Source organism: Streptomyces sp. NPDC043870, from assembly GCF_056435785.1.
This window is the reverse complement of record NZ_JBWKDT010000003.1, coordinates 195,894-222,108: the sequence shown is the minus strand read 5'-3', so window position 1 is coordinate 222,108 and position 26,215 is coordinate 195,894. Positions and strand designations below refer to the sequence as shown.

The following is a 26,215-nucleotide window of genomic DNA, read 5'->3' as shown; positions in this document are numbered from 1 at the left end:
CGTGATCCGCGAAGACGCCCTGGCTCAGCTGCCTGTCCGTACGGCCCTGCCCGCTCTGGAGCGGGCACTCGACACGCACGGGACCGCCGTGCTGTGCGCGCCGCCCGGGACGGGCAAGACGACCCTCGTACCGCTCGCGCTGGCCGGGCTGTCGGGTGGCGCGGCGCGGAGCGCTTCCAGCAGGGCCGGCGCCCGGGTCGTGGTCGCGGAGCCGCGGCGGATCGCGGCACGGGCGGCGGCGAAGCGGATGGCGTGGCTGCTGGGTGAGAAGGCCGGCGGCCGGGTCGGGTTCACCGTGCGCGGCGAGCGGGTCGTCGGGCGGGACACGCGGGTGGAGGTCGTCACCACGGGTGTGCTGCTGCAGCGGCTGCAGCGCGACCAGGAACTGGCCGGTGTCGATGCGGTGATCCTCGACGAGTGCCACGAGCGGCATCTGGACGCGGACACGGTGGCGGCGTTCCTGCTGGACGTACGGGCGGCGCTGCGGCCGGAGCTGCGGCTCGTGGCGGCCTCGGCGACCACGGACGCCCAGGGGTGGGCGCGGCTGCTCGGCGACGCGCCGGTCGTGGCGGCCGAGGGGGTCGCGCATCCCGTGGAAGTGGTGTGGGCTCCCCCGGCCCGGCCCGTGCGGCCGCCGCACGGGATGAGGGTGGATCCGGCACTGCTGGCGCACGTGGCGTCGGTGGTCCGGCGGGCGCTGACCGAGCGCTCGGGCGATGTGCTGTGTTTCCTGCCGGGTGTCGGCGAGATCGCACGGGTCGCCGGACTGCTGTCGGACGTGGACGCCGAGGTGCTGCAGGTGCACGGGCGGGCGCCGTCGGCGGTGCAGGATTCGGTGCTGGCCGGCTCCGCCGCCGGCCGCCGGGTCGTGCTGGCGACGTCGGTGGCCGAGTCGTCGCTGACCGTGCCGGGGGTGCGGGTCGTGGTGGACTCGGGCCTTGCCCGGGAGCCGCGTACCGACCATGCGCGGGGCATCGGCTCGCTGACGACGGTACGGGCCTCGCAGGCTGCGGCCCGTCAGCGCGCGGGCCGGGCGGGCCGCGAGGCGCCGGGCGCGGTGTACCGCTGCTGGTCCGAGGCGGAGGACGTCCGGCTGCCCCGCTTCCCCGCGCCGGAGATCCAGGTCGCGGACCTGACCGCGTTCGCCCTGCAGGCGGCCTGCTGGGGCGATCCGGACGCCGCCGGTCTCGCCCTGCTGGACCCGCCGCCGGCCGGGGCGATGGCCGCGGCCCGCTCGGTCCTCTCCGCGATCGGTGCCGTCGGACCGTCGGGCACCGCCACGGACCGCGGCGTGCACATGTCCCGCCTGGGTCTCCACCCCCGTCTCGCCAGGGCGCTGCTGGACGGCACGCCCGAGGTGGGTGCCCGCCGCGCCGCCGAAGTGGTGGCGCTGCTGAGCGAGGAGCCGCCACGGGAGTACGGCGACGACCTCGCCGCGGCCTGGCGCACGGCCCGCCGCGGCGGCGACGCGTACGCTGCGCGCTGGCGCGCGGAGGTGCGGCGGCTCGCGAGTGCGGCCGGGGAGTCCTCCCCCGCCCTCCCCCTCGCTCCGCCAGGTGGACCCCGCGTTCCGCGCCCGGCCCCCGGCGCGTCCGGCGCGGGGGCACGCTCGGTCGCCGGGCGGGCCGCACATCCGGCCCCGCCGGGGGAAGGCCACCTCGCCGACGACACCGTCGCCGGGTTCGTCACCGCGCTCGCCTTTCCCGAGCGGGTCGCGCGGGCGCGTGGCGAAGGCGCGTACCTGATGGCGTCCGGGACCGGTGCGGAGCTCGGGGAGGGGTCGCGGCTGCGGAGTGCGCCGTGGCTGGCGGTGGCCGTGGCGGACCGGGCCGCGCAGGCCGCGTCCGCGCGGGTGCGGCTCGCCGCCGTCGTGGACGAGGGCACCGCGCGTACCGCCGCGTCCCATCTGCTCGCCGAGGGCGAGGAGGTGCGCTGGGAGGACGACGAGGTCGTCGCCCGGCGCGTGGAGCGGCTGGGCGCGGTGGAGCTGTCCGTACGGCCGTTGAAGGAGCCGGACCCCGGGCTCGTACGGGAGGCGCTGCTGGAGGGTCTCCGGCGCGAGGGGCTCGGGCTGCTCATGTGGTCCCGGGACGCCGGGGCCCTGCGGCAGCGGCTCGCGTTTCTTCACCGGGTACTGGGCGCGCCCTGGCCCGATGTGTCGGACGCCGCCCTGCTGGACCGCACGGACGAATGGCTGGAGCCGGAGCTGTCCCGGGCGAGCCGCCGGGCGGGCCTGGCCCGTATCGACGCCGGACAGGCGCTGCAGCGGCTGCTCCCCTGGGTGACCGGCGACGCGGTGCGCCTGGACGAGCTCGCTCCGGAACGGATCGAGGTGCCGAGCGGATCTCGCATCCGGGTCGAGTACGGCGGTGAGCAGCCCGTGCTGGCCGTGAAGCTCCAGGAGCTGTTCGGCCTTCAGGAGACTCCACGTCTGGCCGGAGTACCCGTACTCGTCCATCTCCTCTCCCCCGCCGGGCGCCCGGCGGCCGTCACCGCCGATCTGGCCTCGTTCTGGCGCGACGGATACCGCGCCGTGCGGGCCGAGTTGCGCGGGCGCTACCCGAAGCATCCCTGGCCCGAGGACCCTTCGACGGCGGAGCCCACACGTGGGGTCGGCCGCGGGGTCAGGCGTTGACCGGCTCCGGCTGTCGCCGCTCCACAGCAGGCCCCTCCGGCCGGCGCGACCGTGCTTCCAGGTACAGGGAGAGCGCCAGCAGGACCACGCCGAGGGTCAGGAATCCCCACGGCAGGTACGAGACGAGCAGAAGCACCGTCGTGCGGTTCGAGGACACCAGGTCGACGGTGTAGTCGACGTAGTCCTCGCGCATCTTCACGTGCCCGGAGAACACGGTGACCTTGTCCCGGCCGCCGAGCAGCGAACCGCCGCGCAGCTCCTCGGTGTGGATCTCCTCGCCGTTGACGGGCGCGCCGGTGACCGGCTCGACCCAGAACATCCGCTTGGTCGTGTACCAGCGGGTGGTGCCGGTCTGCTTCTCCAGGGTGCTCGAGTCGACGCCCGGCATCGGCATCGTCTTCGGGTACGGCACCTTGGTCCACGGAATCGTCTGCTCGAAGTAGTAGACCTCCAGCCCCCGGAAGGTCCTCGTCCCCTTGTAGTGGATGGGCGCCGAGGTCCGGGGCTGGGCGTCGAAGTACTCGTAGTCCCGCTTCTCCGTCAGGAAGGGCCACTTGAACTCGATGCCCTCGCGCCGCACCGGGTCCCCGTCGACCGATTCGCCGGTGGCGTGCACGGGCGCCTGGGTGTGGGCGTCGAAGATGTAGCGCTCGGGGATCTGGGAGATCATCTTGCCGTCGGGGCCCTGGAGGTACGACAGCCCGTCCCAGACGACGACGTCACGGCCGGCGTCCCGTTCGATCCTCTCGGACTCCTCGACATTGCCCTTGAGGGTCTGGACGATGGTGACCTTCTCGACCTGCTTCGCCTGCATCGTGTCGTACTGCAGCAGGGTCGCGGGCTTCGCCTCCAGCACCATCTCCTGGTACTGGCTGGGCGGTATCTTCGCGAGCCGCGGAAAGGCGTACCAGCGCAGAACGGGCGCGAGGGCGGCGAAGAAGACGGCGAAGGCCAGGAGCACGAGGCTGGCTTTGCGGCGCATGGCGGCTGGTCCTCCCGCTACTGCTTGGGGCCGGGGACGGTGGTGTACAGGGGCTTGGGTGAGGTCTCCCCGGGCGGCACCTCGAGGACCGCGATGAGCAGGACGATGAGGAGCGCGGAGGCCAGCCCGATGGCGGCGGCGACGAGGGCGCGCATGGTCGGCCTCCCGGGTGCACGGATCTGATACGGCGTCAGGACGGCAGGGCTGGGGCACCGTAGCAACGCGGCCGTGAGATGAGAACACGTTGCACCGCAAACGGCACCGCCCCTTCGCCGTGCTGCGGCGAAGGGGCGGTGTGCGTACGGGAAGCAACCAGGGCCTGGCCCTTGTCCGGACCTGGGCCTGGGCCTGGGCCTTGTCCGGACCTGGGCCTGGGCCTTGTCCGGGCCTGGGCCTTGCCCCGGCCTAGGCCGGGGCGGCCACCTTCAGTTCGACGGTGAGCGTCGCGCCGCCCGGTGTGGTGAGGCGCAGCAGGAACGTGCCCGTCTGGTCGTCGGCGAAGATCTTCGGGAGGACGAGCGCGCCGTTGGCGTCGGTCTTCAGACCGGTCAGGGTGCGTACCGGCTTGCCCTCCGCGTCCTTGAAGTAGGGGCCCTTGGTGTTCTCGACGCCGCTGCCCGCCGGATCGTCGGCGGCCGTGATCATCGTGGCGGTGACCGCCACACCCGCGGCGGCGGCGCCCTTGAGGGTGGCCTTGACCTCGACCGGGTCGGCGAACTCGGCGCCGGGCGCGGCCGTCAGCTCCTTGTCGCCGTTTCGTACCAGCGCGTCCGCCTGGCGGGGGCCGACGGTCGCGGTGTAGTCGAGGCCGGGCAGCGCACGTCCGGCGACGGTGGCACGGACGGTGAAGTCACCGGTCTTCTCGCCCGCTGCCAACGCGGGGGCGACGGCGATCCCGTCCGGGCCGGTACGGACGACCACGGCGGTCCTGGCGCCGGAGAACCTGGCATCGGTGTCGCCGACGATCTCGAAGACGAGATCCGCGCCGACGACGGACTGGCCCGCGCGGTTCTTGGCACGGACCTTGATCCGCTCCGCGAAGGTGCCGCCGGCGGTGGCGGCGAGCTGTCCGGTGTCCGCGTCCTCGATCCGGTACACCATCTCCGTGGGCGAGGGAGTGGGGTTCGTGGTCGGGGGCGGGGTCGGCTCGGTGGTGCCGCCGGGGGTGGAAGGGCTCGGGCTGGTGGTGCCGCCGGGCTTCGAAGGGCTCGGGCTGGGGCCGGGGGTGGCACCGGGCGTGACGGGAGCGGTGGGCGTCGGGCTCGCTCCGGTGCCGCCGTCGCTGCGGTCGGACGGCAGGACGCCCGTACCGTCCGGCACTTGGTGGGTGCCGCGCTTGTAGTAGTCGAACCACGACATGACCGTCCGCAGGTACTCCCGCGAGTGGTTGTAGCTCAGGATCGCCTTGTCCAGATCGGCCTGGACGGACAGGTCGCGGCCACCGGCGCACAGATACTTTCCGGCGGCGAGGGCTGCGTCGTAGATGTTGTTCGGGTCCTTGCGGCCGTCGCTGTTGGCGTCCTGGCCCCAGGTGGCCCAGGTGGACGGGATGAACTGCATGGGGCCGACGGCCCGGTCGTGGGTGCGGTCGCCGTCGTAGGCGCCGCCGTCGGTGTCGGAGATGTTGGCGAAACCGGCGCCGTTGAGGACCGGGCCCAGGATCGGGCTGAATGTGGTTCCGTTGGCGTCCACGCGGCCGCCGCGGGCCTGGCCGGACTCGACCTTGCCGATCGCGGCGAGCAGCTGCCAGGGGAGGCGGCAGGCGGGGTCGGAGCTCGCGAGGGTCTGCTCGGCCTGCTTGTAGGCGGCGAGCACGGTGGCCGGAATGCCCGCTTCCGCAGGGCCTGTCGCCGGCAGACCGGCTGAAGCACCCGGCTTGTTCGGGGTGTTGAGCGGGGGCAGGTCCGTGTAGTACGGGGAGTTGCCGGTCGCCGAGGTCCCGGACGATTCGGTGGAACCGGACTCCTGGCCGTCACCGCCGGTGGAGGCGGGCGTCACGCCCGGCGCCTGGGATGCGGAGAGCGCGGCCACCGCGACCGCCGCCACCGCAGTGGTGGTGGCCCCCTTGCGCAGTCGGCGGCCGAATTGCGCTGCCATACGTCTGTTCCCTCCCCATCGACGGCCGTTCGCGCTCCCCGCGCATTGACCCGGGTGACACTACGGCAACTCGGTGCCCCGGAACACCGCTCCCCCGGCCGCTCTCGCCTGATGTTCACGTCCCGGCCATTCACGACCTGCGGGACATCGCGTTCGCATGGCGGGCGGTCAGCATCGCGCATACTGGGCGCCATTGATCGAAGACGGTCGCACAGGGGGACTCCATGCCGTTCACACTCAGCCATGCCGCGGCGGTCCTGCCGGGCATACGCAGGAACGGGACGGCGCGCGGCCCGCTGTTCGCCTCGGCGCTCGTCGCCGGTTCCTTCGCACCCGATATGACGTACTTTGCGGCGAGCGTTCTTCCGGGAGCCATGGAGTTCGGGGATGTGACGCATGGGCCACTGGGTGTGCTGACGGTCGATGTCGCCATCACGGCGGCGCTCGTCGGCCTGTGGCTGATGGTGCGTGACCCGCTGCTGGCGCTGCTGCCGCGCGGATGGCAGGGGCGGGTGTACGCCTTGCTGCGGGGTCGTCCGTGGCGGGAGCGGCCACCGCTGGCCGCGGCGCTCTGGTTCTACGTGTCGGCGGCGCTCGGCGCGACGACGCACATCGTGTGGGACGCGTTCACCCACTTCGACCGCTGGGGTACGCGGATGCTGCCGGTGCTCGGCGAGGCCGTCGCCGGTTTCCCCCTCTATACGTACACGCAGTACGGAAGTTCGGCGGTGGCCCTGATCGCCCTCGTCTGGTTCACGGTCTCGGCGCTGCGCCGGCTGCCGGCGACGACTGCCCCGCCCGCGTCCGTACCGCCGCTCGACCGACGCGGCCGGCGAGCGGCCGGCGCGCTGCTCGCCGTGTGCGTACTGGCCGGGATCGTCCACCGCTGTGTGCGCTGGTATCTGTACTGGGGCCGGATCGACACCCCCCTCGACATCATCCCCACGGCCTGCTTCGGCGCGGGCGCGGGCTTCGTGGTGGGCGTCGTGCTGTACGGCGCGACGGTACGGCTCCGGGCGCGCCGCGCCGCGCCGACGACGGTGCCCGAAGCCGACCGCGCGGGCGTCGCCTGACCAGAGCCGGGCAGAGCCGGGCAGAGCCGGGCAGAGCCGGGCAGAGCCAAGTCAGAGCAGGGCCGAGCCGGTCAGAGCAGGGGCCGAGCCGGTGCGTGCACTGACGGGAGTGCGGGGGCGTCCCCGCACCCGCCGCCCCGGAACCCCGCACCCCGTACCAACAGCCCGGCCCCCGCCCCGAGGTGGCCGGAGGGGACTGACCGGGGGCCCTCGGCCCCCCGTCACCGATCAGTGCGCCGCGGACTCCCAGTCCGGGCCCACGCCCACCGAGACATCCAGCGGCGCCCGCAGCTCCACCGCCGTCGACATCTCATGGCGCACGATCTCCTCGACCCGGCCGCGCTCGCCCGGGGCGAGCTCCAGGACGATTTCGTCGTGGACCTGGAGCAGCATCCGCGACGTGAGCCCGGCAGCCCTCAGCGCGTTGTCGACGCGGAGCATGGCGACCTTGACGATGTCCGCGGCGGTGCCCTGGATCGGCGCGTTGAGCGCCATGCGCTCGGCCGCCTCACGACGCTGGCGGTTGTCGCTGTTGAGGTCCGGGAGGTAGCGGCGGCGGCCGAGCATCGTCGCCGTGTAGCCCGTGGCCCGCGCCTCGTCCACGACGCGCCGCAGATAGTCGCGGACCCCGCCGAACCGCTCGAAGTACGTGTCCATCAGCGCCCGCGCCTCGGCCGCCTCGATGTTCAGCTGCTGGGAGAGGCCGAACGCCGAGAGGCCGTACGCCAGTCCGTACGACATCGCCTTGATCTTGCGGCGCATCTCCGCGTCGACCGCCGACCGCTCGACGCCGAACACCTGGGACGCCACCGTCGTGTGCAGGTCCTCGCCGGAGGTGAACGCCTCGATCAGGCCCTCGTCCTCCGACAGATGGGCCATCACACGCAGCTCGATCTGGCTGTAGTCCGCGGTCATCAGCGACTCGAAGCCCTCGCCCACCACGAACCCGCGGCGGATCGCCCGGCCCTCGTCCGTACGCACCGGCACGTTCTGCAGGTTCGGGTCGGTCGACGACAGACGCCCCGTCGCCGCGACCGTCTGGCTGAAGGTCGTGTGGATCCGGCCGTCCGCCGCGATCGTCTTGATCAGGCCCTCGACCGTGGAGCGCAGCCGGGCCTGCTCACGGTGGCGCAGCATGATCACCGGCAGTTCGTGCTCGGTCTGGGATGCCAGCCAGGCCAGCGCGTCCGCGTCCGTCGTGTAACCGGTCTTGGTCTTCTTCGTCTTGGGGAGGTTCAGCTCACCGAAGAAAACTTCCTGGAGCTGCTTGGGCGAGCCCAGGTTGAACTCGTGGCCCACGGAGGCGTGCGCCTCCTTCACCGCCTGCTGCACGGCGCCGGCGAACTGCTGCTCCATCGCCTCCAGATGGGCGCGGTCGGCCGAGATGCCGTGCCGCTCCATCCGGGCCAGCAGCAGGGACGTGGGCAGCTCGACATCGTGCAGCAGCCCGGTCGCGCCGACTTCCCCGAGCTTCTCGCCGAACGCCTCGCCCAGGTCGAGTACCGCGCGGGCCTGTGCCATCAGGGCGTCGGCCTCGGCCTGCTCCTCCTCGGTGCCGAAGGCCAGCTGCCCGTCGGCGGCGGCCGGGGCCAGCTCGCGGTGGAGGTACTCGACGGACAGGGCGTCCAGGGCGAAGGACCGGCGGCCGGGCTTGACCAGATACGCGGCGAGGGCGGTGTCCATCGTGACGCCCGCGATGTCCCAGCCGTGCTCCGGGAAGACCCGCAGCGCCTCCTTGGCACTGTGCATGACCTTCGGCCGGGCCGGGTCCGAGATCCAGGCGGCGAAGGCCCGCTCGTCGGCCTCGTCGAGCTGGGTGGTGTCGAACCAGGCGGCCTTTCCGTCGGCGGCCGCCAGCGCGATCTCACTGACGCTGCCGACCCCGAGCGCCCAGGCCGCGACGGTCGCCACACCGAGCGGCTGCCCGCCGTGCTGCTCCAGCCAGGGGGCCAGCTCGCCCGCGCCGAGCACGCTGCCGTCCAGCTCGACGCCGGCCTCGGGAGCCGGGGCCTCGTCCTCCACCGCGCCCGGGTCGACCGCGAGCAGCCGCTCACGCAGGCTCGGGTTGCGGATCTCCAGGACCTCCAGGAACCCCTTCAGCGCGGTCCGGTCATAGGGCGCGCGCTCCAGGTCCGCCACGGACCTGGGCAGCTCCACGTCGCGCACCAGCTCGGTCAGGTGGCGGTTGAGCTTGACGGCCTCCAGGTGATCGCGGAGGGCCTGTCCGACCTTCCCCTTGACCTCGTCGGCGCGCTCCACCAGCTCCGCGAACGAACCGAACTGGTTGATCCACTTCGTGGCGGTCTTCTCACCGACTCCAGGGATGCCCGGCAGGTTGTCGGACGGGTCGCCGCGCAGCGCCGCGAAGTCCGGGTACTGCTGCGGAGTCAGTCCGTACTTCTCCTCGACCTTCTCCGGAGTGAAGCGGGTCAGCTCGGAGACGCCCTTGGTCGGGTAGAGCACGGTCACATGGTCCGAGACCAGTTGGAAGGAGTCCCGGTCCCCGGTGACGATCAGCACCTCGAAGCCGGCGGCCTCGGCCTGGGTGGCGAGAGTGGCGATGATGTCGTCGGCCTCGAAGCCGTCCACCGCGAACCGCACCGCGTTCATGGTGTCCAGCAGTTCGCCGATGAGCTCGACCTGGCCCTTGAACTCGTCGGGGGTCGAGGAGCGGTTCGCCTTGTACTCGGGGAAGTCCGCCGAGCGCCAGGTCTTGCGGGAGACGTCGAAGGCCACGGCGAAATGCGTGGGCGCTTCGTCGCGCAGCGTGTTCGCCAGCATCGACGCGAAGCCGTAGATGGCGTTGGTCGTCTGGCCGCTCGCGGTCGTGAAGTTCTCCGCGGGCAGCGCGAAGAACGCCCGGTACGCCAGGGAGTGCCCGTCCATGAGGAGCAGGCGCGGTCGGGTTTCGTCTGGGGTCTTCTTCGATGCTGTCTCGGCCACGGACACGATCCTGCCACGGACCACTGACATTCCCGTCCGCCCCGGAGCGGGCTCCCCCTCTGCCGGTGGCGCGTGACAGGATCTGGCGGGTACGAATCCGCCCCGCGCTCGAAGAGGAGCAGGATGGCCAGCAAGCCGCCCGCAGGTGACCCGGTCCAGGACGCCCCGCAGGTCGAGGCGCCCCAGCATGCCGCAGCCGGCCTTCCCGCGATCGGGCACACCCTCAGGATCGCGCAGCAGCAGATGGGGATGCGCCGCACCGCGCAGACCCTCCTCAAGGTGAATCAGAAGGACGGATTCGACTGCCCGGGCTGCGCCTGGCCCGAGGGCGACAAACGCCATGCGGCGGAGTTCTGCGAGAACGGTGCGAAGGCGGTCGCCGAGGAGGCGACCCTGCGCCGGGTCACGCCCGCCTTCTTCGCCGCGCACCCGGTCTCCGACCTCGCGCAGCGCAGTGGGTACTGGCTGGGTCAGCAGGGCCGCATCACGCAGCCGATGTATCTCGCGGAGGGTGCCGACCGGTACGAGGCGGTGACCTGGGAGCGGGCCTTCGCGATCATCGCCGAGGAGCTGAGGGCGCTCGCCTCCCCCGACGAGGCGCTCTTCTACACCTCGGGCCGCACCAGCAACGAAGCGGCGTTCCTGCTGCAGCTCTTCGCCCGCGAGTTCGGTACGAACAATCTGCCGGACTGTTCCAACATGTGCCACGAGTCCTCGGGCTCGGCGCTGACCGAGACCATCGGTATCGGCAAGGGCAGCGTCTCCCTGGAGGATCTGCACCAGGCGGATCTGATCATCGTGGCGGGGCAGAATCCCGGTACGAACCATCCGCGCATGCTGTCCGCGCTGGAGAAGGCCAAGCAGGCGGGCGCGAAGATCATTTCGGTGAATCCGCTGCCCGAGGCGGGCCTGGAGAAGTTCAAGAACCCGCAGACTCCGCAGGGCATGCTCAAGGGCGTCTCCCTCACCGATCTCTTCCTCCAGATCCGGATCGGCGGCGACCAGGCGCTCTTCCGCCTCCTCAACAGGCTGGTCCTCGAAGCGTCCGACAGCGCCTCCGGAGCGGGCTCCGGAGCCGTCGACGAGGAGTTCGTACGGGAACACACGCACGGCTTCGAAGAGTTCGCCGCCGCCGCGCGGACCGCCGACTGGGACGAGACGCTCGCCGCGACGGGACTGGACAGGGCGGAGATCGAGCAGGCGCTGCGGATGATCCTGGCCTCCCGGCGCACGATCGTCTGCTGGGCGATGGGCCTGACCCAGCACAAGCACGCCGTCGCGACCATCAGGGAGGTCGTCAACCTCCTGCTGTTGCGGGGCGACATCGGCCGGCCCGGTTCCGGGGTCTGTCCGGTGCGCGGACACTCGAATGTGCAGGGCGACCGCACGATGGGCATCTTCGAGCGGCCCGCGCCCGCGTTCCTCGACGCGCTGGAGAAGGAGTTCGGCTTCGCACCGCCGCGCCACCACGGCTTCGACGTCGTCCGTTCCATCCAGGCGCTGCGCGACGGCGAGGCCAAGGTGTTCTTCGCGATGGGCGGCAACTTCGTCGGCGCCACCCCGGACACCGAGGTCACCGAGGCGGCGATGCGCCGTGCCCGTCTCACCGTGCACGTGTCGACGAAGCTCAACCGCTCGCATGCGGTCACGGGCAGGCGCGCGCTGATCCTGCCCACGCTGGGCCGCACCGACAAGGACCTGCGGAAGAGCACTCCCGGCAAGAAGGACACAGTGCAGTTCGTGACCGTCGAGGACTCGATGGGCATGGTGCACGCCTCGCGCGGCAATCTGCCGCCCGCGAGTCCGCATCTGCTCTCCGAGCCGGCGATCGTGGCGCGCATGGCGCGGGCCGTGCTCGGCGCGGACTCGCAGACCCCCTGGGAGGAGTTCGAGAAGGACTACGCGACCATCCGCGACCGGATCTCCCGTGTGGTCCCCGGCTTCCAGGACTTCAACGCGAGGATCGCGCGGCCGGGCGGTTTCACCCTGCCGCACGCCCCGCGCGACGAGCGCCGCTTCCCCACCGCCACCGGGAAGGCGAATTTCACCGCCGCGCCCGTGGAGTATCCCGAGGTTCCGGAGGGCCGGCTGCTGCTGCAGACCCTGCGCTCCCACGACCAGTACAACACCACGATCTACGGCCTGGACGACCGCTACCGCGGCATCAGGGGCGGCCGCCGCGTCGTCCTGGTGAACCCGGACGACGCCCGGGAGCTGGGCCTCGCGGACGGTGCGTACACGGACCTGGTCAGCGAATGGAAGGACGGTGTGGAGCGCCGGGCGCCCGGATTCCGGGTGGTGCACTACCCGACCGCGCGGGGCTGCGCCGCCGCGTACTACCCGGAGACCAATGTGCTGGTGCCGCTGGACGCCACCGCCGACACCAGCAACACCCCCGCCAGCAAGTCCGTCATCGTGCGTCTGGAACAATCACCGTCCGCCTAAGCGTTCGCTCAGGTGCAGAAGCGTTTGCTCAGGTGCAGGCGTATCCAGGACAGCCATACACGTATGACGATCGGAGCCGGAACCCATGGGTGAGCAGACGACGGTGAAGTTCCCGCAAGAGGTCATCGACGAGTACGCCGAGCTCGGCGTCGACCTGCCCGCGCTGTTCTCAGCAGGGCATCTCGGTAACCGGATGGGCGTGCAGATCGTGGAGGCCTCGGCGGACCGCGTCGTCGGCACGATGCCCGTCGAGGGCAACACCCAGCCCTACGGGCTGCTGCACGGCGGCGCCTCCGCCGTGCTCGCCGAGACGCTCGGTTCGATCGGCTCGATGCTGCACGGCGGGGCCGCCAAGATCGCCGTCGGCGTGGATCTCAACTGCACGCACCACCGGGGTGTCCGCTCCGGCATGGTCACCGGAGTGGCCACCCCGGTGCACCGGGGCCGCTCGACGGCCACGTACGAGATCGTGATCACCGACGAGCAGGACAAGCGGGTCTGCACGGCCCGCCTGACCTGCCTGCTGCGTGACGTCAGCCCTGCTGCGTGACGTCGGCGCCAAGAACGCCGAGCACGCCCGGGGCACCTCCGGCTGACGGCCTACCGGCTGACCGGCAGGGTGATGCTGCTGACCCCGGCCCGGACGGACAGCTCCGTCCCGGCCGGGTACCGCAGCGTGTAGTCGTGGTCGGTGGAGATCAGCACCACACCCAGCCGGTGCCCCTTCTTGAAGACGTAGTCCTGCGGCTGCATCCCCCACTCCAGGGCGTACTCCCGTCCTTCGACGACCTTGCTCTGCCACTCGATGGAGTGCCGGTTGCGGATGTCGAGCCAGCCGCGGGACACGATCTTGAAGTCGGCGGTCTCGGTGCGGTGCCTGGTCCGGTAGGCGCAGCCGGTGTCACCGGGGATGCCCTCGCCGTAGCAGACGAGCTGCGAGGTGTCCGCGACGGTTCCGGCGGTCGCTCGGGTGTCGGTGCCGTAGTCGACCAGCAGCGCGGTCACATACGGTGACGAACCGGCGAGCGAAGCCCGCACGGACATCTCCGGGACACCGTTGACCCGCAGGTCCGCCGGGAGCGGTCCGGTCGTGTACGCGAGCCGGTCCGGGCGGGCCGTGCCGGGTGCCGCGACCAGCTGCTCGGCGGGGACCGTACGACCCGCGTCGGTCATCGACCGCCGCACCGGCGGCCCGGGCAGTGGCGAGAGCCCCCCGGTGTTCAGCCGCAGGGTGAGATCGCGGGTCGAACGGTCGGGCCACTCCGACTGCTGCCGCCAGGTGAAGTCGGCCTGCTCCACATCGACGCGCGGCGCGGCCAGGGCCCCGTTGTCCAGCCCGTACAACCAGTGGTCGAACCACTGGTGCAGCTGCTTCAGCCACTCCTCCATGCGCAGCGGCATCGGATTGCTGTGGCCCGCCTGGTGCAGCCACAGCTTGCGCGGTACGTCGTGCCGCTTCAGCGCCTCCCACAACTGGCCGAAGTGCTGCGTCTTCACGTTCCAGTCGTTGCCGCCGTGCACGACGAAGACACCGGCCCGGATCTTCCGCACGTCCTGCAGATAGTCCCGCTCCTTCCAGAAGCGGGTGAAGTCTCCGGTCACCCGGTCCTGTTCGGCGGTCAGCCGGTCCAGTACGGGCTTGCAGACCTCCCGGTCGGCACGGCTGTAGACGGCCTTCGCCAGGACGTCGGTGTCCTCGCCCTGGAAGCCGCCGGGCGCGACCACCCCGCCGCCCGCGCGGTAGTAGTCGTACCAGGAGGAGATCCCGGAGATCGGCACGATCGCCTTGAGGCCCTCGACTCCGGTCGCCGCCACGGCCGTCGGGAGAGTGCCGTTGTACGAGATCCCCATCATCGCCGTGTCGCCGGTCGACCAGGCGGCGCCGATCGGCCTGCCCTCCAGGTCCCAGCCCCTGGCACGGCCGCCCAGCCAGTCGACGGCCGCCTTCGCCCCGAGGGTCTCGTTACGGCCGCCGGAGGTCGGGCACCCGGTGGAGCCGCCGGTGCCGAGGCTGTCGAGCTGCGCGACGGCATAGCCGCGCGGCAGGAAGTAGTTGTCGGTGTATCCGGACCAGGGGACGGAAGGGCCGGGGAGCGCGTACGGGCCCACGAGCCCGGGGAGCCGCTCCTGCGACACGAGCCGCCTGCCCGCCGGCAGACCGTCCTCGTCCACATCGACGTTGTGGAACGGCACGTCGTTACCGCCGCCCCAGTAGGGGCTCGCCTCGACGATCGTGGCCACCTTCAGCCCCGCGTCCGTCTCCTTCGGCCGCAGGATCCGCATCCGTACGGTGTCGCGCCGGCCGTCGCCGTCACTGTCCACCTCGGTCTCGATGTCGACCTGTTGATAAATCGCGTCGGCCCGGGAGAAGACCGGCTGGGTCTCGTCGCCGACGACGCTCAGCGCGTGAGTCCCCGCCTGCGCTGCCGGGGCGGGCAGCGCCGTCAGCAGGGAGACGGCGAGAGCCGCCGTGACCCCTGTCCGTAATCCCCGCGGAAAGTGGGATCCACGAGTCGTGCGTGTACCGGTGGGTCTCGCCATCGTGCCTGCCTCCACGGGCCGGAGTGGGTGACGAACGCGCGGGAAGCGCACGCACATTCCACCGCCTGCGGCTCACCGGCACCAGACCGCAACAGCCGTGTCGCCCCTGCCCTCTTGCCCCACCGGCCGAACACCGCTTCACTGTCGCTCTCCCCACAGGAGGACACCCGTCCCCACAACCCAGAGGGGTTCTTCTTGACCGCCGTACGCACCGCCGCGCTCACCGCCGCCACCGCGGCCGCCTGTGCCGCCGTCCTCGCCACCGCGATCCCGTCCGCGGCCATCAACTCGTACAACGCCACGCCCGCGCCCGAGCGCACCGAGGTGGGCGCCCTGGTCGCCACATGGGACAACGACGGAAATCCGGCGACCCCCGACCGCGTCGACTGGGTGTGCTCCGGCACGATGATCGACGCGGACACGTTTCTGACGGCCGCGCACTGCACCACCGACTGGCCGGCGAACGTGAAGTTCTACGTGTCCCTCGACCAGGACGTGCAGGCCGGACTCGACAAGGCCGCCGCCCAACATCCGGGCGACCCGGCCGCCGTCGCGAACGCCGTAGCGGTCCAGGGCAGCGCGCACAGCCACCCGGCCTACCCGGGGCCCGCCTCCGACACGCACGACATCTCGGTGATCGAACTGCCCGCGGCCAAGGTCAAGGCCCGCTGGTCCTTCACCCCGGCCGCGCTCCCCAAAGCCGGGGCGCTCGCGTCGCTCGGCCCCCAGGGCCTGAACGACACCTCGTTCCTCGTCGCCGGATACGGCACCCAGGAGGCCGAGCGCGGCCCCGGTGGCCACACCCACCCCGGCGGCGGGGTCCGGATGAAAGCCCCGGTCTCCTACGACGCGCTCAACAACACCTGGCTGCGCCTCGCCATGACCGCCCCGCAGGGCAACGGAGGCGCCTGCTACGGGGATTCCGGCGGCCCGAACTTCGCCACCCTGGCCGGCAAGCGCACCCTCGTCGCCACCACGATCACCGGCGACACCCCCTGCTACGCCACGAACGTGACGTACCGGCTCGACACCCCCGGCGCCCGCGCCTTCCTCTCCCCCTTCGTCGCGCTGCCCTGAAGCCCCCGCGGACACGCACTGTTGTGCCCCCACCGGCCACGGCCTAGCGTTCCCTCATGAGGCACAAGGCGTACCGCCCGGCCAGGGCCGCCGTCTGCGCGGCCCTGGCCGCCGGTCTCCTCGCGACCGGGGCCGGCTGCTCCGACGACGCGGCTCACGGGGCCGACGGGCCGCGTCCGGCCCCTTCACCGCGCACCACATCGCCCCAGGAGCTGTGCACGGCTCTGATCACCCGGTGGGGACAGGAACTCCTCGCCGCCGGCGACAGCGGCTACGGCGACTACCAGTCGATGGGCCTGTCCAACGCCCAGTACGAGATCCTGCGCGACACCCTGGATGCCGCCCGTGCCGAGAAACGCCGCAACGGACCTGACGCCGCCGATGAGTTGATGAGACGTCAGGCGGACGAGCGGTGCACGGAGCGCTACCGCGACGGCGTCCCGACCGGCGGGCCCTGGCAGTGAGCGGCGTCGGCCCCGTCGAGCCCGGTGAGGACACCTACGCCGCGGACGCCTCACCGCGGCCGCCGCGCCGGAGACCGGCCGGGCCGCTGACGGCATTCGCCGTACGCCACCGCCGGATCCTGCTCCCGGCCGCCCTCATCACCGCGGTCACCGCCTGGGCGGGCTATGTCCACGTCACCCGGCCGGAGCCGGATCCCGGCCCCTGGCCCGCCCAGGTGGTCTCCCTGTCGTACGAAGGCGCGGACCCCGGGGCCGGCGCCCGGGCGGGCGGCGCGCTGCGTTTCTCCGTGCGGATCGTCACCGCCTCGGGCCCTCCCGTCACGGTGGAGAAGATCGGACAGCCCTCCGAGGGCCTGAGTCTCACCGCGACACCGAATCCCCCCTTTACGGTGAAATCCGGGTCTTCCCGCAACGTTGCGATCGTGATCAAGGTGAGCGACTGCGCAAAGGCGCCACGGAATGCCGGACTGCCTTTCCTCGATGTAACGCTGCGTAATGCGCACGCAAAACAGGACCAGAGTTTCATCCTGGGCGACCAGTACGCCCGGGACCTGGCCCGGGCCGTGACCGACTACTGCGAGCAACGACCACGGCTGTCATGACCAAAAACAGAAAACAGTCATGCACTCCATGCCGCAAATCCGATCGGGATAACAAGAGCGTCACAGCCTTGCCCAGACCCGTGCTGAATTCCCATTTACCCGCTTAGAGTCACCGCCAGTCACCGCGCCACCGGATTCCTTGCCAGTAAGGCTCCAGCGCTCGACTCGGCTCCCCACGAGGGGCAGCCGTGCCAGGTGAAAGGACCCAGCATCGTGCGTCAACGTTCGCTCATAGCCATAACCGCTGCTCTCGCCGCGGGGGCACTCACCCTCACCGCCTGTGGCTCGCGCGACGACAACGGCGGAGACTCGGCGGCCGGTGGCGACACCACCGTGGTCATCGGAGTCGACGCGCCGCTCACCGGCGACCTCTCGGCGCTTGGGCTCGGCATCAAGAACTCCGTTGACCTCGCCGCCAAGCAGGCCAACGAGAAGAAGTACGTCAAGGGCGTCACCTTCAAGGTAGAGGCGCTCGACGACCAGGCGCAGCCCTCCTCGGGCCAGCAGAACGCCACCAAGCTCGTCGCCAACAAGGACGTGCTCGGCGTCGTCGGCCCGCTGAACTCCTCCGTCGCCGAGTCGATGCAGAAGGTCTTCGACGACGCGAAGCTCGTCCAGGTGTCGCCCGCCAACACCAACCCGGCCCTGACCCAGGGCCCGGCCTGGAACACCGGCACCAAGAAGCGCACGTACAACTCGTACTTCCGCACGGCCACCACGGACGCCATCCAGGGCCCGTTCGCCGCGCAGTACCTGTTCAACGACGCCAAGAAGAAGAAGGTCTTCGTCGTCGACGACAAGAAGACCTACGGCGCCGGCCTCGCGGCCACCTTCAAGGCCGAGTTCACCAAGCTGGGCGGCAAGGTCGCCGGCGAGGACCACGTGAACCCGGAGACCAAGGACTTCTCCGCGGTCGCCACCAAGATCAAGAACTCGGGTGCGGACGTCGTCTACTACGGCGGCGAGTACCCGGCGGCCGGTCCGCTCAGCAAGCAGATCAAGAAGGCCGGTGCCAAGATCCCGCTGGTCGGCGGCGACGGCATCTACAGCGCCGAGTTCATCAAGCTCTCCGGCAAGGAGGGTGAGGGCGACCTCGCCACCTCCGTCGGCGCGCCGGTCGAGACCCTCCCGTCCGCCAAGGAGTTCGTCGCGAACTACAAGGAGGCCGGTTACAAGGAGGCCTACGAGGCCTACGGCGGCTACTCCTACGACTCCGCCTGGGCGATCATCGAGGCCGTGAAGAAGGCCGTCGACGACAACGGCGGCAAGCTGCCCGAGTCCAAGGACGCCCGCAGCAAGGTCCTCGACGCGATGAAGGGCGTCTCCTTCGACGGCGTGACCGGCAAGGTCTCCTTCGACGAGTTCGGCGACGCCACCAACAAGCAGCTCACCGTCTACCAGTACAAGGGCGGCGCCTGGGCTCCCGTCAAGTCCGGTACCTTCGCGGGCTGAACCGGCTGAACAACACTCCGCATCACATTCATGGCCGCGCGGGGCGCTGCACCAGGCGTCCCGCGCGGTGTCATATCCGGCGAAAGACTTCGGAGGACCTGCGGTGAACGAGCTGCCGCAACAGCTGGTCAACGGCCTGCTACTCGGATCGATGTACGGGCTGGTCGCCATCGGCTACACGATGGTCTATGGCATCGTCCAGCTCATCAACTTCGCCCACGGCGAGATCTTCATGACCGGAGGCTTCGGTGCCCTCACGGTCTGGCTGATGCTCCCGTCGGGCACCACCATGTGGGTGGCCCTGCCGCTCATGATCATCGGCGCGATCATCGTCGCCACCACCATCGCGGTCGGGGCGGAACGCTTCGCCTACCGGCCGCTGCGCAACGCGCCACGACTCGCACCGCTCATCACGGCCATCGGCCTGTCCCTCGCCCTCCAGCAGGCCGTATGGGCGTGGTACCCCGGCGCCAAGTCCTCCCTCTCCTTCCCGGAGATCCCCGGTGGCCCCTTCCACCTGGGCAGCGTCACCATCCAGACCGGTGACGTCTTCCTGCTGATCGCAGCCCCCATCTCCATGGCGATCCTGGGCTACTTCGTCATGAAGACCCGCACCGGACGCGGTATGCAGGCCACCGCCCAGGACCCCGGCACCGCCAAGCTCATGGGCATCAACACCGACCGCATCATCGTGGTCGCCTTCGCCCTCGGTGCCGCCTTCGCCGCCATCGGAGCCGTCGCATACGGCCTCAAGTACGGCGAGGTCAACTTCAAGATGGGCTTCCTGCTCGGCCTCAAGGCCTTCACCGCCGCCGTCCTCGGTGGCATCGGCAACATCTACGGCGCCATGATCGGCGGCCTCGTCCTCGGCATCGCCGAAACCATGGCCACCGCCTTCATCGCCGACGTCCCTGGCATGCAGCAGCTCGGCGGACAGGCCTGGGCCGATGTCTGGGCGTTCGTACTCCTCATCCTCGTGCTGCTCTTCAGGCCCCAGGGTCTGCTGGGCGAGCGCGTGGCGGACAGGGCGTGATCAACATGACTACTGAGACCACCACCGCGGACACCCCGCGCAAGATCGCGAACGACGCGACCTCCGGCCTCATCGCGCTGCCCCCGCGCATCGCCCGGGCCACCGCCACCGCCGGCGGCGCCCTCGCCGTCGTCTCGGCCTTCATGTCCTGGACCTGGACCGCCGCATTCCCCGGCAACCTCACGGTCTACGGCTACCCGGGCGGGCTCCAGTGGCTCGTCCTCATCGGCGGCGCCCTCACCGCCCTGTTCGGCCTCGCGTCGTACGGCGTCAAGGGCACCCGCTGGCTCACCCCCGCCGGAGCGGACGCGGCCATCAAGCTCGCCGCGGTCGGCACCTTCGCCACCGCCTGGTACACGGTCATCGCGATCAGCGTCCAGCTCGGCGGCCTCGTCAACCTCGAGCCGGGCGGCATCCTCGCCGCCGTCGCCTCCCTCGCCGCCCTCGTCGGCGCGCTGGCCCTGCCGTTCGAACGGCCCGTGACCGAGCCGGCCGACCCCGACGACACCGGCTTCGACCAGTTCAAGCACAACGCCGGCAACGCGTGGACGACCTTCAAGGCCGCCTTCGCGAGCGGCACCGCCACACCGGCGCGCAAGCTGCCCGGCTGGGCCGAGATCCTCATCCTCAGCGGTGTCCTCGCACTCGCACTCGCCGTCTTCACCTACGGCATCGGCACCGAGTACGACGAACTGTTCATCGGCTTCCTCATCACCGCCTGCTTCACCTTCGCGGCCCTCAACAAGGCCGGACTCGCGGCACGCGTCTCCGCGATCGCCGCACGCCACCGCAACGTGGCCATGGTCGGCGCCTTCGCCGCCGCCGCGGCCTTCCCCTTCACCCAGTCCGACGACCAGTACGCGACCATCGGCGTCAACATCCTGATCTTCGCCACCGTCGCCCTGGGCCTCAACATCGTCGTCGGCCTCGTCGGCCTGCTCGACCTCGGATACGTCGCCTTCCTCGGCGTCGGCGCCTACGCCGCCGCCATGGTCTCCGGCTCCCCGTCGTCGCCGTTCGGCCTCCACCTGCCCTTCTGGGCCGCCATCCTCGTCGGCGCCGCCGCCTCCATGGTCTTCGGCGTCCTCATCGGCGCCCCGACCCTGCGACTGCGCGGTGACTACCTCGCCATCGTGACGCTCGGCTTCGGTGAGATCTTCCGCATCGCCGTCAACAACATGGACGGAACCTCCGGTCCCGACATCACCAACGGCTCCAACGGAATCTCCTCGATCCCGAACCTCAGCATGTTCGGGTTCGACTTCGGCGCCGAGCACACCATCGCCGGATTCACCATCGGCCGGTTCGCCAACTACTTCCTGCTCATGCTGCTGATCACGCTCGTCGTCGTGGTGGTCTTCCGCCGCAGCGCCGAGTCCCGCATCGGCCGCTCCTGGGTCGCCATCCGCGAGGACGAGACCGCCGCCGAAGCCATGGGCATCAACGGCTTCCGCGTCAAGCTCATCGCCTTCGCCCTCGGCGCCGCACTCGCCGGCCTCGCCGGCGCGGTCCAGGCCCACGTCACCTACACCGTGACGCCCGAGCAGTACCAGTTCGCCCACGTCGTGCCGCCCAACTCGGCCTTCCTGCTCGCCGCGGTCGTCCTCGGCGGCATGGGCACCATCAGCGGCCCGCTCGTCGGCGGCGCACTGCTCTACCTCATCCCGAACAAGCTCCAGTTCATGGGTGAGTACCAGCTCTTCGCCTTCGGTGTCGCGCTCATCCTCCTCATGCGCTTCCGCCCCGAGGGCCTCATCCCCAACCGCCGCCGCCAGCTCGAGTTCCACGAGAACGAGGAAGCGCCCGCCACCCTCACCAAGGCAGGTGCCTGAACATGACCACCGACACCACCACGAAGGCGCCCGCACCGGCCGGCGAGACCGTCCTCGATGCCCGAGGCGTCACCATGCGCTTCGGCGGACTCACCGCCGTACGCTCCGTCGACCTCACCGTCAAGAGCGGCGAGATCGTCGGCCTCATCGGCCCCAACGGCGCCGGCAAGACCACCTTCTTCAACTGCCTCACCGGCCTCTACATCCCCACCGAGGGGGAGGTCCGGTACAAGGGCACGGTCCTGCCGCCGAAGTCCTTCAAGGTCACCGCCGCCGGCATCGCCCGCACCTTCCAGAACATCCGGCTCTTCAGCAACATGACCGTGCTGGAGAACGTCCTCGTGGGCCGCCACACCCGCACCAAGGAAGGCCTCTGGTCCGCCCTGCTGCGCGGCCCCGGCTTCCACAAGGCCGAAGCCGCCTCCCGCGAGCGAGCCATGGAACTCCTGGAGTTCGTCGGCCTCGACGCCAAGGCCGAGCACCTCGCCCGCAACCTCCCCTACGGTGAGCAGCGCAAGCTGGAGATCGCCCGCGCCCTCGCGAGCGAGCCGGGACTGCTCCTGCTCGACGAGCCCACCGCGGGCATGAACCCGCAGGAGACCCGGGCAGCCGAAGAACTCATCTTCGCCATCCGGGACATGGGCATCGCCGTCCTCGTCATCGAGCACGACATGCGGTTCATCATGAACCTCTGCGACCGCGTGGCCGTCCTCGTCCAGGGCGAAAAGCTCATCGAGGGCGACAGCGCCACCGTCCAGAGCGACGAGCGCGTCATCGCCGCCTACCTGGGCGAGCCCTTCGAGGGCGCGCCCGGCGCGGAGGAAGTGGCAGAGGTCGAGAAGGCGGAGGCACAGGCCGACCAGGCCGAGGCCACTGCCGAGGCCGAGGCCGAGGAGGCGGACGACTCCGACGCCGCCGACGACGCCCCGGCCGACGGCGACAGCGACACCGAAGGCGACAGCGACAGCGACGACGCCGACAGCACCACCGCCCAGGCCTCCGGCTCTGGCAAGGAGAACGACTGATGACCGCACTGCTCGAAGTCGAGGACCTGCGCGTCGCCTACGGCAAGATCGAGGCCGTCAAGGGCATCTCGTTCAAGGTCGAAGCCGGCGAGGTCGTCACCCTCATCGGCACCAACGGCGCCGGCAAGACCACCACCCTGCGCACCCTCTCCGGGCTCCTCAAGCCCGTCAGCGGCCAGATCAAGTTCAACGGCAAATCGCTGAAGAAGGTACCCGCCCACCAGATCGTCTCGCTCGGACTCGCCCACTCCCCCGAGGGGCGGCACATCTTCCCGCGCATGACGATCGAGGACAACCTGCTCCTCGGCGCCTTCCTCCGCAACGACAAGGAAGGCATCGCCAAGGACGTCCAGCGCGCCTACGACCTCTTCCCCATCCTCGGGGAACGTCGCAAGCAGGCCGCAGGCACCCTCTCCGGCGGTGAACAGCAGATGCTCGCCATGGGCCGGGCCCTCATGTCCCAGCCCAAGCTGCTCATGCTCGACGAGCCCTCCATGGGCCTCTCCCCGATCATGATGCAGAAGATCATGGCGACCATCGCCGAACTCAAGGCCCAGGGCACCACCATCCTGCTCGTCGAGCAGAACGCCCAGGCCGCGCTCTCCCTGGCCGACCACGGCCACGTCATGGAGATCGGCAAGGTCGTCCTCTCCGGCAGCGGACAGGACCTGCTCCACGACGAGTCCGTCCGCAAGGCCTACCTCGGCGAGGACTGAGCCGCACGGATACGCGAGGAGGCCCGCACCCCGATTCCGGGGTGCGGGCCTCCTCGTATGTACACGTACAGCGTATGTACGCGTACAGCCGGAACTACTGCTCCTTCGCGGCCTTCTTCTCCTCGGCGTCCTCGATGACCGCCTCCGCCACCTGCTGCATCGACAGCCGCCGGTCCATCGACGTCTTCTGAATCCACCGGAACGCATTCGGCTCCGTCAGACCGTACTGCGTCTGCAGAATCGACTTCGCCCGGTCCACCAGCTTGCGCGTCTCCAACCGCTGAGCGAGGTCCGCGACCTCCTTCTCCAGCGCCCGCAGCTCCGCGAACCGCGACACCGCCATCTCGATCGCCGGCACGACGTCACTCTTGCTGAACGGCTTCACGAGATACGCCATCGCACCGGCGTCCCGGGCCCGCTCCACAAGATCGCGCTGCGAGAACGCGGTCAGCATCAAGACCGGCGCGATCGACTCCTCCGCGATCTTCTCCGCGGCGGAAATGCCGTCCAGCACCGGCATCTTCACATCGAGGATGACCAGGTCCGGCCGGTGCTCCCGGGCGAGCTCGACGGCCCTCTGCCCATCACCCGCCTCGCCGACGACCTGGTAGCCCTCTTCCTCGAGCATCTCTTTGAGGTCGAGGCGGATCAGCGCCTCGTCCTCGGCGATGACGACACGGGTCGTCAGCGGCGGGACGTGCGACGTGTTGGTGTCGTCGTCGGCGACGGGCTGGGGCGACTCGGGCTCGGGGGCGGTCACGGTACTCCTCGCTGCGGGGCAGGTGCTCTTCAAAAGCCTACCTAGCTGAAGCGCTCACTGGTCACCGGGTACACTGCGACAGGCGAACCTGGCCGGGTTGGCGAAATGGCAAACGCTGATGTCTCAAACACATCTGCCCGAGAGGGCTTGCGGGTTCGAGTCCCGCACCCGGTACCGCGCCAGGAAGCGGATGTTCACGTTCTCGTGAATATCCGCTTTTTGCTACTCGGCGCCACGATCAGTTGCCCAGAGTGGTCGCATGCACTTCCACGGCACTGATGTACGACAGAAAGCACTCTCACTGCTGCGGGGCGGGGCAAGGAACGCAGATGTTGCCCGCAAGCTCCAGATACCCAGTGGCACGATCAGCTACTGGAAGCACATGGATCGAGCGAAACGCGGCGAGTGCCCAGGGAAGCACGATCCGAAGTGCCCCCGATGCGATGGGCGAGACCTGGACCGGCCCATGTATGCCTATCTGCTCGGCCTGTATCTCGGCGACGGGCACATCATCCAGTACTCCGGGCACCGCGCACCCAGCCTCATGATCACCTGCGCCGAGGACTGGCCCGGCCTCATGGACGAGTGCGAGGCGGCGATGCGTGCTGTCTTTCCCGACAACTCGGTCTGCCGGGTACGCAGGACGGGCTGTCGCAACGTAAAGGTGTACTCCAAGCATCTCTGGTGCATGTTCCCGCAACACGGCCCTGGCAAGAAGCACGAGCGCAAGATAGCCCTCGACCCCTGGCAGCAGGAGATCGTGGACGCCCATCCGTGGGAGTTCATCCGCGGGCTGATCCACTCGGACGGGTGCCGGATCACCAACTGGACCACCCGCCTGGTCGGCGGCGAGCCCAAGCGCTACGAGTACCCGCGGTATTCCTTCGCCAACAAGTCGGACGACATCCGGAAGCTCTTCACCGACACCCTCGACGAGGTGGGCGTCGAGTGGACAACCCTGGCCCGCGGCAGTGACCCCTTCAACATCTCCGTCGCCCGACGCGCATCCGTCGCCCTCATGGACACCCACGTCGGGCCGAAGTACTGACCCGCCCCCTGCCTCGCGCCGTCAGTCCTCGCCGATGTGGTGCACCCGCACCAGGTTCGTCGACCCCGCCACTCCCGGCGGGGAGCCCGCCGTGATCACCACGATGTCGCCCTTCTCGCAGCGGCCGATCTTCAGGAGCTGCTCGTCGACCTGGGCGACCATCGCGTCGGTGGATCCGACGTGGGGGCCGAGGAAGGTCTCCACGCCCCAGGTGAGGTTGAGCTGGGAGCGGGTGGCCGGCTCCGGGGTGAAGGCGAGCAGCGGGATCGGTGAGCGGTAGCGGGAGAGCCGGCGGAGGGTGTCGCCGGACTGGGTGAAGGCGACGAGGTATTTGGCGCCGAGGAAGTCGCCCATTTCGGCGGCTGCGCGGGCGACGGCTCCGCCCTGGGTGCGGGGTTTGTTGCGTTCGGTGAGGGGCGGGAGGCCTTTGGCGAGGACGTCTTCTTCGGCGGCTTCGACGATGCGGCTCATCGTCTTGACGGTTTGGATGGGGTGTTTGCCGACGCTGGTTTCGCCGGAGAGCATGACGGCGTCGGTGCCGTCGATGACGGCGTTGGCGACGTCGGAGGCTTCGGCGCGGGTGGGCCGGGAGTTGTCGATCATCGAGTCGAGCATCTGGGTGGCGACGATGACCGGTTTGGCGTTGCGCTTGGCGAGTTTGATGGCGCGCTTCTGGACGATGGGGACCTGCTCCAGGGGCATTTCGACGCCGAGGTCGCCGCGGGCGACCATGATGCCGTCGAAGGCGGCGACGATGTCGTCGATGTTGTCGACGGCCTGGGGTTTCTCGATCTTTGCGATGACGGGGAGGCGGCGGCCTTCTTCGTCCATGATGCGGTGGACGTCCTTGATGTCGCGTCCGCTGCGTACGAAGGAGAGGGCGATGACGTCGGCACCGAGCCGGATTGCCCAGCGGAGGTCTTCGATGTCCTTGTCGGAGAGTGCGGGGACGGAGACGGCGACGCCGGGGAGGTTGAGTCCTTTGTGGTCGGAGATGACTCCGCCTTCGATGACGGTGGTGTGGACGCGTGGTCCGTCGACGGCGGTGACTTCGAGGGTCACGCGGCCGTCGTCGACGAGGATGCGTTCTCCGGTGGTGACGTCGGCGGCGAGGCCGGGGTAGGTGGTTCCGCAGGTGTGGCGGTCGCCTTCGACGGATTCGACGGTGATGGTGAATTCGTCGCCGCGTTCAAGGAGTACGGGTCCTTCGCGGAAGCGTCCGAGTCGGATCTTCGGGCCTTGAAGGTCGGCGAGGACGCCGACGCTGCGGCCGATTTCGTCGGAGGCTTTGCGTACGTGCTGGTAGCGCTCCTCGTGCTCGGCGTAGGTGCCGTGGCTGAGGTTGAATCGGGCGACGTCCATTCCGGCCTCGACCAGTGCCTTGATCTGGTCGTATGAGTCGGTGGCGGGCCCCAGTGTGCAGACGATCTTTGCTCGGCGCATGGTTCGAGCCTATGGCTTACCCGCGGGTAGAGAATTGGTTGCGCGTG

20 protein-coding genes and 1 tRNA gene are annotated in these 26,215 nt (G+C 70.1%); 14 read left to right on the top strand and 7 right to left on the bottom strand.

Annotated features, from left to right (window positions below):
- The first annotated feature begins 1 nt into the window (after position 1).
- Positions 2-2,635, top strand: coding sequence for an ATP-dependent RNA helicase (locus AC0699_RS05525; protein WP_478655980.1), 2,634 nt, complete (start codon positions 2-4; stop codon positions 2,633-2,635).
- Here the strand turns inward: AC0699_RS05525 and pgfA are convergent.
- The 3 genes from pgfA to AC0699_RS05510 all read right to left on the bottom strand — a co-directional run bounded on the left by pgfA (position 2,625) and on the right by AC0699_RS05510 (position 5,714).
- Entirely contained in the window at positions 2,625-3,617 is a 993-nt protein-coding gene (pgfA, locus tag AC0699_RS05520; RefSeq protein ID WP_478655978.1) for a cell envelope lipid trafficking protein PgfA, read from the bottom strand. The genes AC0699_RS05525 and pgfA overlap by 11 nt on opposite strands.
- A gap of 17 nt (positions 3,618-3,634) precedes the next feature.
- On the bottom strand, positions 3,635-3,772 hold the full coding sequence (locus tag AC0699_RS05515; RefSeq protein WP_453658723.1) for an SPW_0924 family protein: 138 nt from the start codon (positions 3,770-3,772) through the stop codon (positions 3,635-3,637).
- Between the two features lie 250 nt (positions 3,773-4,022).
- Positions 4,023-5,714: a lytic transglycosylase domain-containing protein gene (locus AC0699_RS05510; protein ID WP_478655976.1), complete on the bottom strand. Its 1,692-nt coding sequence runs from the start codon at positions 5,712-5,714 to the stop codon at positions 4,023-4,025.
- Between the two features lie 224 nt (positions 5,715-5,938).
- Here AC0699_RS05510 and AC0699_RS05505 point away from each other — a divergent pair, with 224 nt between their 5' ends.
- Entirely contained in the window at positions 5,939-6,787 is an 849-nt protein-coding gene (locus tag AC0699_RS05505; RefSeq protein ID WP_478655974.1) for a DUF4184 family protein, read from the top strand.
- A gap of 228 nt (positions 6,788-7,015) precedes the next feature.
- On the opposite strand, the gene polA is transcribed toward AC0699_RS05505, so the two are convergent.
- Entirely contained in the window at positions 7,016-9,673 is a 2,658-nt protein-coding gene (gene polA, locus AC0699_RS05500; RefSeq protein ID WP_478656383.1) for a DNA polymerase I, read from the bottom strand.
- A 180-nt stretch (positions 9,674-9,853) separates the two neighbouring features.
- On the opposite strand from polA, the gene AC0699_RS05495 reads away from it, so the two are divergent.
- Together AC0699_RS05495 and AC0699_RS05490 are read left to right on the top strand one after the other, a co-directional pair.
- The gene (locus AC0699_RS05495) at positions 9,854-12,175 is read left to right on the top strand and encodes an FdhF/YdeP family oxidoreductase (RefSeq protein WP_478655971.1); all 2,322 of its coding nucleotides are present in this window, start codon (positions 9,854-9,856) and stop codon (positions 12,173-12,175) included.
- Between the two features lie 85 nt (positions 12,176-12,260).
- The gene (locus tag AC0699_RS05490) at positions 12,261-12,725 is read left to right on the top strand and encodes a PaaI family thioesterase (protein WP_478655969.1); all 465 of its coding nucleotides are present in this window, start codon (positions 12,261-12,263) and stop codon (positions 12,723-12,725) included.
- 50 nt (positions 12,726-12,775) lie between these two features.
- Here the strand turns inward: AC0699_RS05490 and AC0699_RS05485 are convergent, their stop codons facing one another.
- Positions 12,776-14,716 carry a Xaa-Pro dipeptidyl-peptidase gene (locus AC0699_RS05485; RefSeq protein ID WP_478655966.1) on the bottom strand — a complete coding sequence of 647 codons (1,941 nt, stop codon included), beginning with the start codon at positions 14,714-14,716 and terminating at the stop codon, positions 12,776-12,778.
- A gap of 195 nt (positions 14,717-14,911) precedes the next feature.
- On the opposite strand from AC0699_RS05485, the gene AC0699_RS05480 reads away from it, so the two are divergent.
- The 8 genes from AC0699_RS05480 (at position 14,912) to AC0699_RS05445 (ending at position 22,917) form a co-directional block, all read left to right on the top strand.
- The gene (locus AC0699_RS05480) at positions 14,912-15,793 is read left to right on the top strand and encodes a trypsin-like serine protease (RefSeq protein ID WP_478655964.1); all 882 of its coding nucleotides are present in this window, start codon (positions 14,912-14,914) and stop codon (positions 15,791-15,793) included.
- A 56-nt stretch (positions 15,794-15,849) separates the two neighbouring features.
- Entirely contained in the window at positions 15,850-16,257 is a 408-nt protein-coding gene (locus tag AC0699_RS05475) for a hypothetical protein (protein WP_478655962.1), read from the top strand.
- Positions 16,254-16,859 (top strand): Tat pathway signal sequence domain protein, encoded by a 606-nt coding sequence (locus AC0699_RS05470; RefSeq protein ID WP_478655960.1) that lies wholly within the window; start codon positions 16,254-16,256, stop codon positions 16,857-16,859. Before AC0699_RS05475 ends, AC0699_RS05470 begins: the two co-directional genes overlap by 4 nt.
- 213 nt (positions 16,860-17,072) lie before the next feature.
- Positions 17,073-18,311, top strand: a complete 1,239-nt coding sequence (locus AC0699_RS05465) for a branched-chain amino acid ABC transporter substrate-binding protein (RefSeq protein WP_478655957.1) — start codon at positions 17,073-17,075, stop codon at positions 18,309-18,311.
- Positions 18,312-18,414: 103 nt separating this feature from the next.
- The gene (locus AC0699_RS05460) at positions 18,415-19,344 is read left to right on the top strand and encodes a branched-chain amino acid ABC transporter permease (RefSeq protein ID WP_478655954.1); all 930 of its coding nucleotides are present in this window, start codon (positions 18,415-18,417) and stop codon (positions 19,342-19,344) included.
- Between the two features lie 5 nt (positions 19,345-19,349).
- Entirely contained in the window at positions 19,350-21,176 is a 1,827-nt protein-coding gene (locus tag AC0699_RS05455; protein ID WP_478655951.1) for a branched-chain amino acid ABC transporter permease, read from the top strand.
- 2 nt (positions 21,177-21,178) lie between these two features.
- Positions 21,179-22,201 carry an ABC transporter ATP-binding protein gene (locus tag AC0699_RS05450; protein WP_478655948.1) on the top strand — a complete coding sequence of 341 codons (1,023 nt, stop codon included), beginning with the start codon at positions 21,179-21,181 and terminating at the stop codon, positions 22,199-22,201.
- The gene (locus tag AC0699_RS05445; RefSeq protein ID WP_453658711.1) at positions 22,201-22,917 is read left to right on the top strand and encodes an ABC transporter ATP-binding protein; all 717 of its coding nucleotides are present in this window, start codon (positions 22,201-22,203) and stop codon (positions 22,915-22,917) included. The genes AC0699_RS05450 and AC0699_RS05445 overlap by 1 nt, the downstream gene beginning before the upstream one ends.
- A 94-nt stretch (positions 22,918-23,011) precedes the next feature.
- Here the strand turns inward: AC0699_RS05445 and AC0699_RS05440 are convergent, their stop codons facing one another.
- Positions 23,012-23,677, bottom strand: a complete 666-nt coding sequence (locus AC0699_RS05440; RefSeq protein ID WP_478655945.1) for an ANTAR domain-containing response regulator — start codon at positions 23,675-23,677, stop codon at positions 23,012-23,014.
- A 91-nt stretch (positions 23,678-23,768) separates the two neighbouring features.
- Between AC0699_RS05440 and AC0699_RS05435 the strand changes: the two genes are divergently transcribed.
- Positions 23,769-23,851, top strand: a tRNA-Leu gene (locus AC0699_RS05435).
- 85 nt (positions 23,852-23,936) lie between these two features.
- Complete coding sequence (locus AC0699_RS05430; protein ID WP_478655943.1) at positions 23,937-24,725, top strand: helix-turn-helix domain-containing protein; 789 nt, start codon at positions 23,937-23,939, stop codon at positions 24,723-24,725.
- A 21-nt stretch (positions 24,726-24,746) separates the two neighbouring features.
- Here the strand turns inward: AC0699_RS05430 and pyk are convergent, their stop codons facing one another.
- Positions 24,747-26,168 carry a pyruvate kinase gene (gene pyk / locus AC0699_RS05425; protein WP_478655940.1) on the bottom strand — a complete coding sequence of 474 codons (1,422 nt, stop codon included), beginning with the start codon at positions 26,166-26,168 and terminating at the stop codon, positions 24,747-24,749.
- Positions 26,169-26,215 lie beyond the last annotated feature (47 nt).

Excerpts from the sequence above, each read along its gene's own strand:
- pgfA (WP_478655978.1), bottom strand. The coding sequence starts at position 3,617 with ATGCGCCGCAAAGCCAGCCTCGTGCTCCTGGCCTTCGCCGTCTTCTTC.
- AC0699_RS05515 (WP_453658723.1), bottom strand. The coding sequence starts at position 3,772 with ATGCGCGCCCTCGTCGCCGCCGCCATCGGGCTGGCCTCCGCGCTCCTC.
- AC0699_RS05510 (WP_478655976.1), bottom strand. The coding sequence starts at position 5,714 with ATGGCAGCGCAATTCGGCCGCCGACTGCGCAAGGGGGCCACCACCACT.
- AC0699_RS05505 (WP_478655974.1), top strand. The coding sequence starts at position 5,939 with ATGCCGTTCACACTCAGCCATGCCGCGGCGGTCCTGCCGGGCATACGC.
- polA (WP_478656383.1), bottom strand. The coding sequence starts at position 9,673 with ATGGACGGGCACTCCCTGGCGTACCGGGCGTTCTTCGCGCTGCCCGCG.
- AC0699_RS05495 (WP_478655971.1), top strand. The coding sequence starts at position 9,854 with ATGGCCAGCAAGCCGCCCGCAGGTGACCCGGTCCAGGACGCCCCGCAG.
- AC0699_RS05490 (WP_478655969.1), top strand. The coding sequence starts at position 12,261 with ATGGGTGAGCAGACGACGGTGAAGTTCCCGCAAGAGGTCATCGACGAG.
- AC0699_RS05485 (WP_478655966.1), bottom strand. The coding sequence starts at position 14,716 with ATGGCGAGACCCACCGGTACACGCACGACTCGTGGATCCCACTTTCCG.
- AC0699_RS05475 (WP_478655962.1), top strand. The coding sequence starts at position 15,850 with ATGAGGCACAAGGCGTACCGCCCGGCCAGGGCCGCCGTCTGCGCGGCC.
- AC0699_RS05455 (WP_478655951.1), top strand. The coding sequence starts at position 19,350 with ATGACTACTGAGACCACCACCGCGGACACCCCGCGCAAGATCGCGAAC.
- AC0699_RS05450 (WP_478655948.1), top strand. The coding sequence starts at position 21,179 with ATGACCACCGACACCACCACGAAGGCGCCCGCACCGGCCGGCGAGACC.
- AC0699_RS05445 (WP_453658711.1), top strand. The coding sequence starts at position 22,201 with ATGACCGCACTGCTCGAAGTCGAGGACCTGCGCGTCGCCTACGGCAAG.
- AC0699_RS05430 (WP_478655943.1), top strand. The coding sequence starts at position 23,937 with ATGCACTTCCACGGCACTGATGTACGACAGAAAGCACTCTCACTGCTG.
- pyk (WP_478655940.1), bottom strand. The coding sequence starts at position 26,168 with ATGCGCCGAGCAAAGATCGTCTGCACACTGGGGCCCGCCACCGACTCA.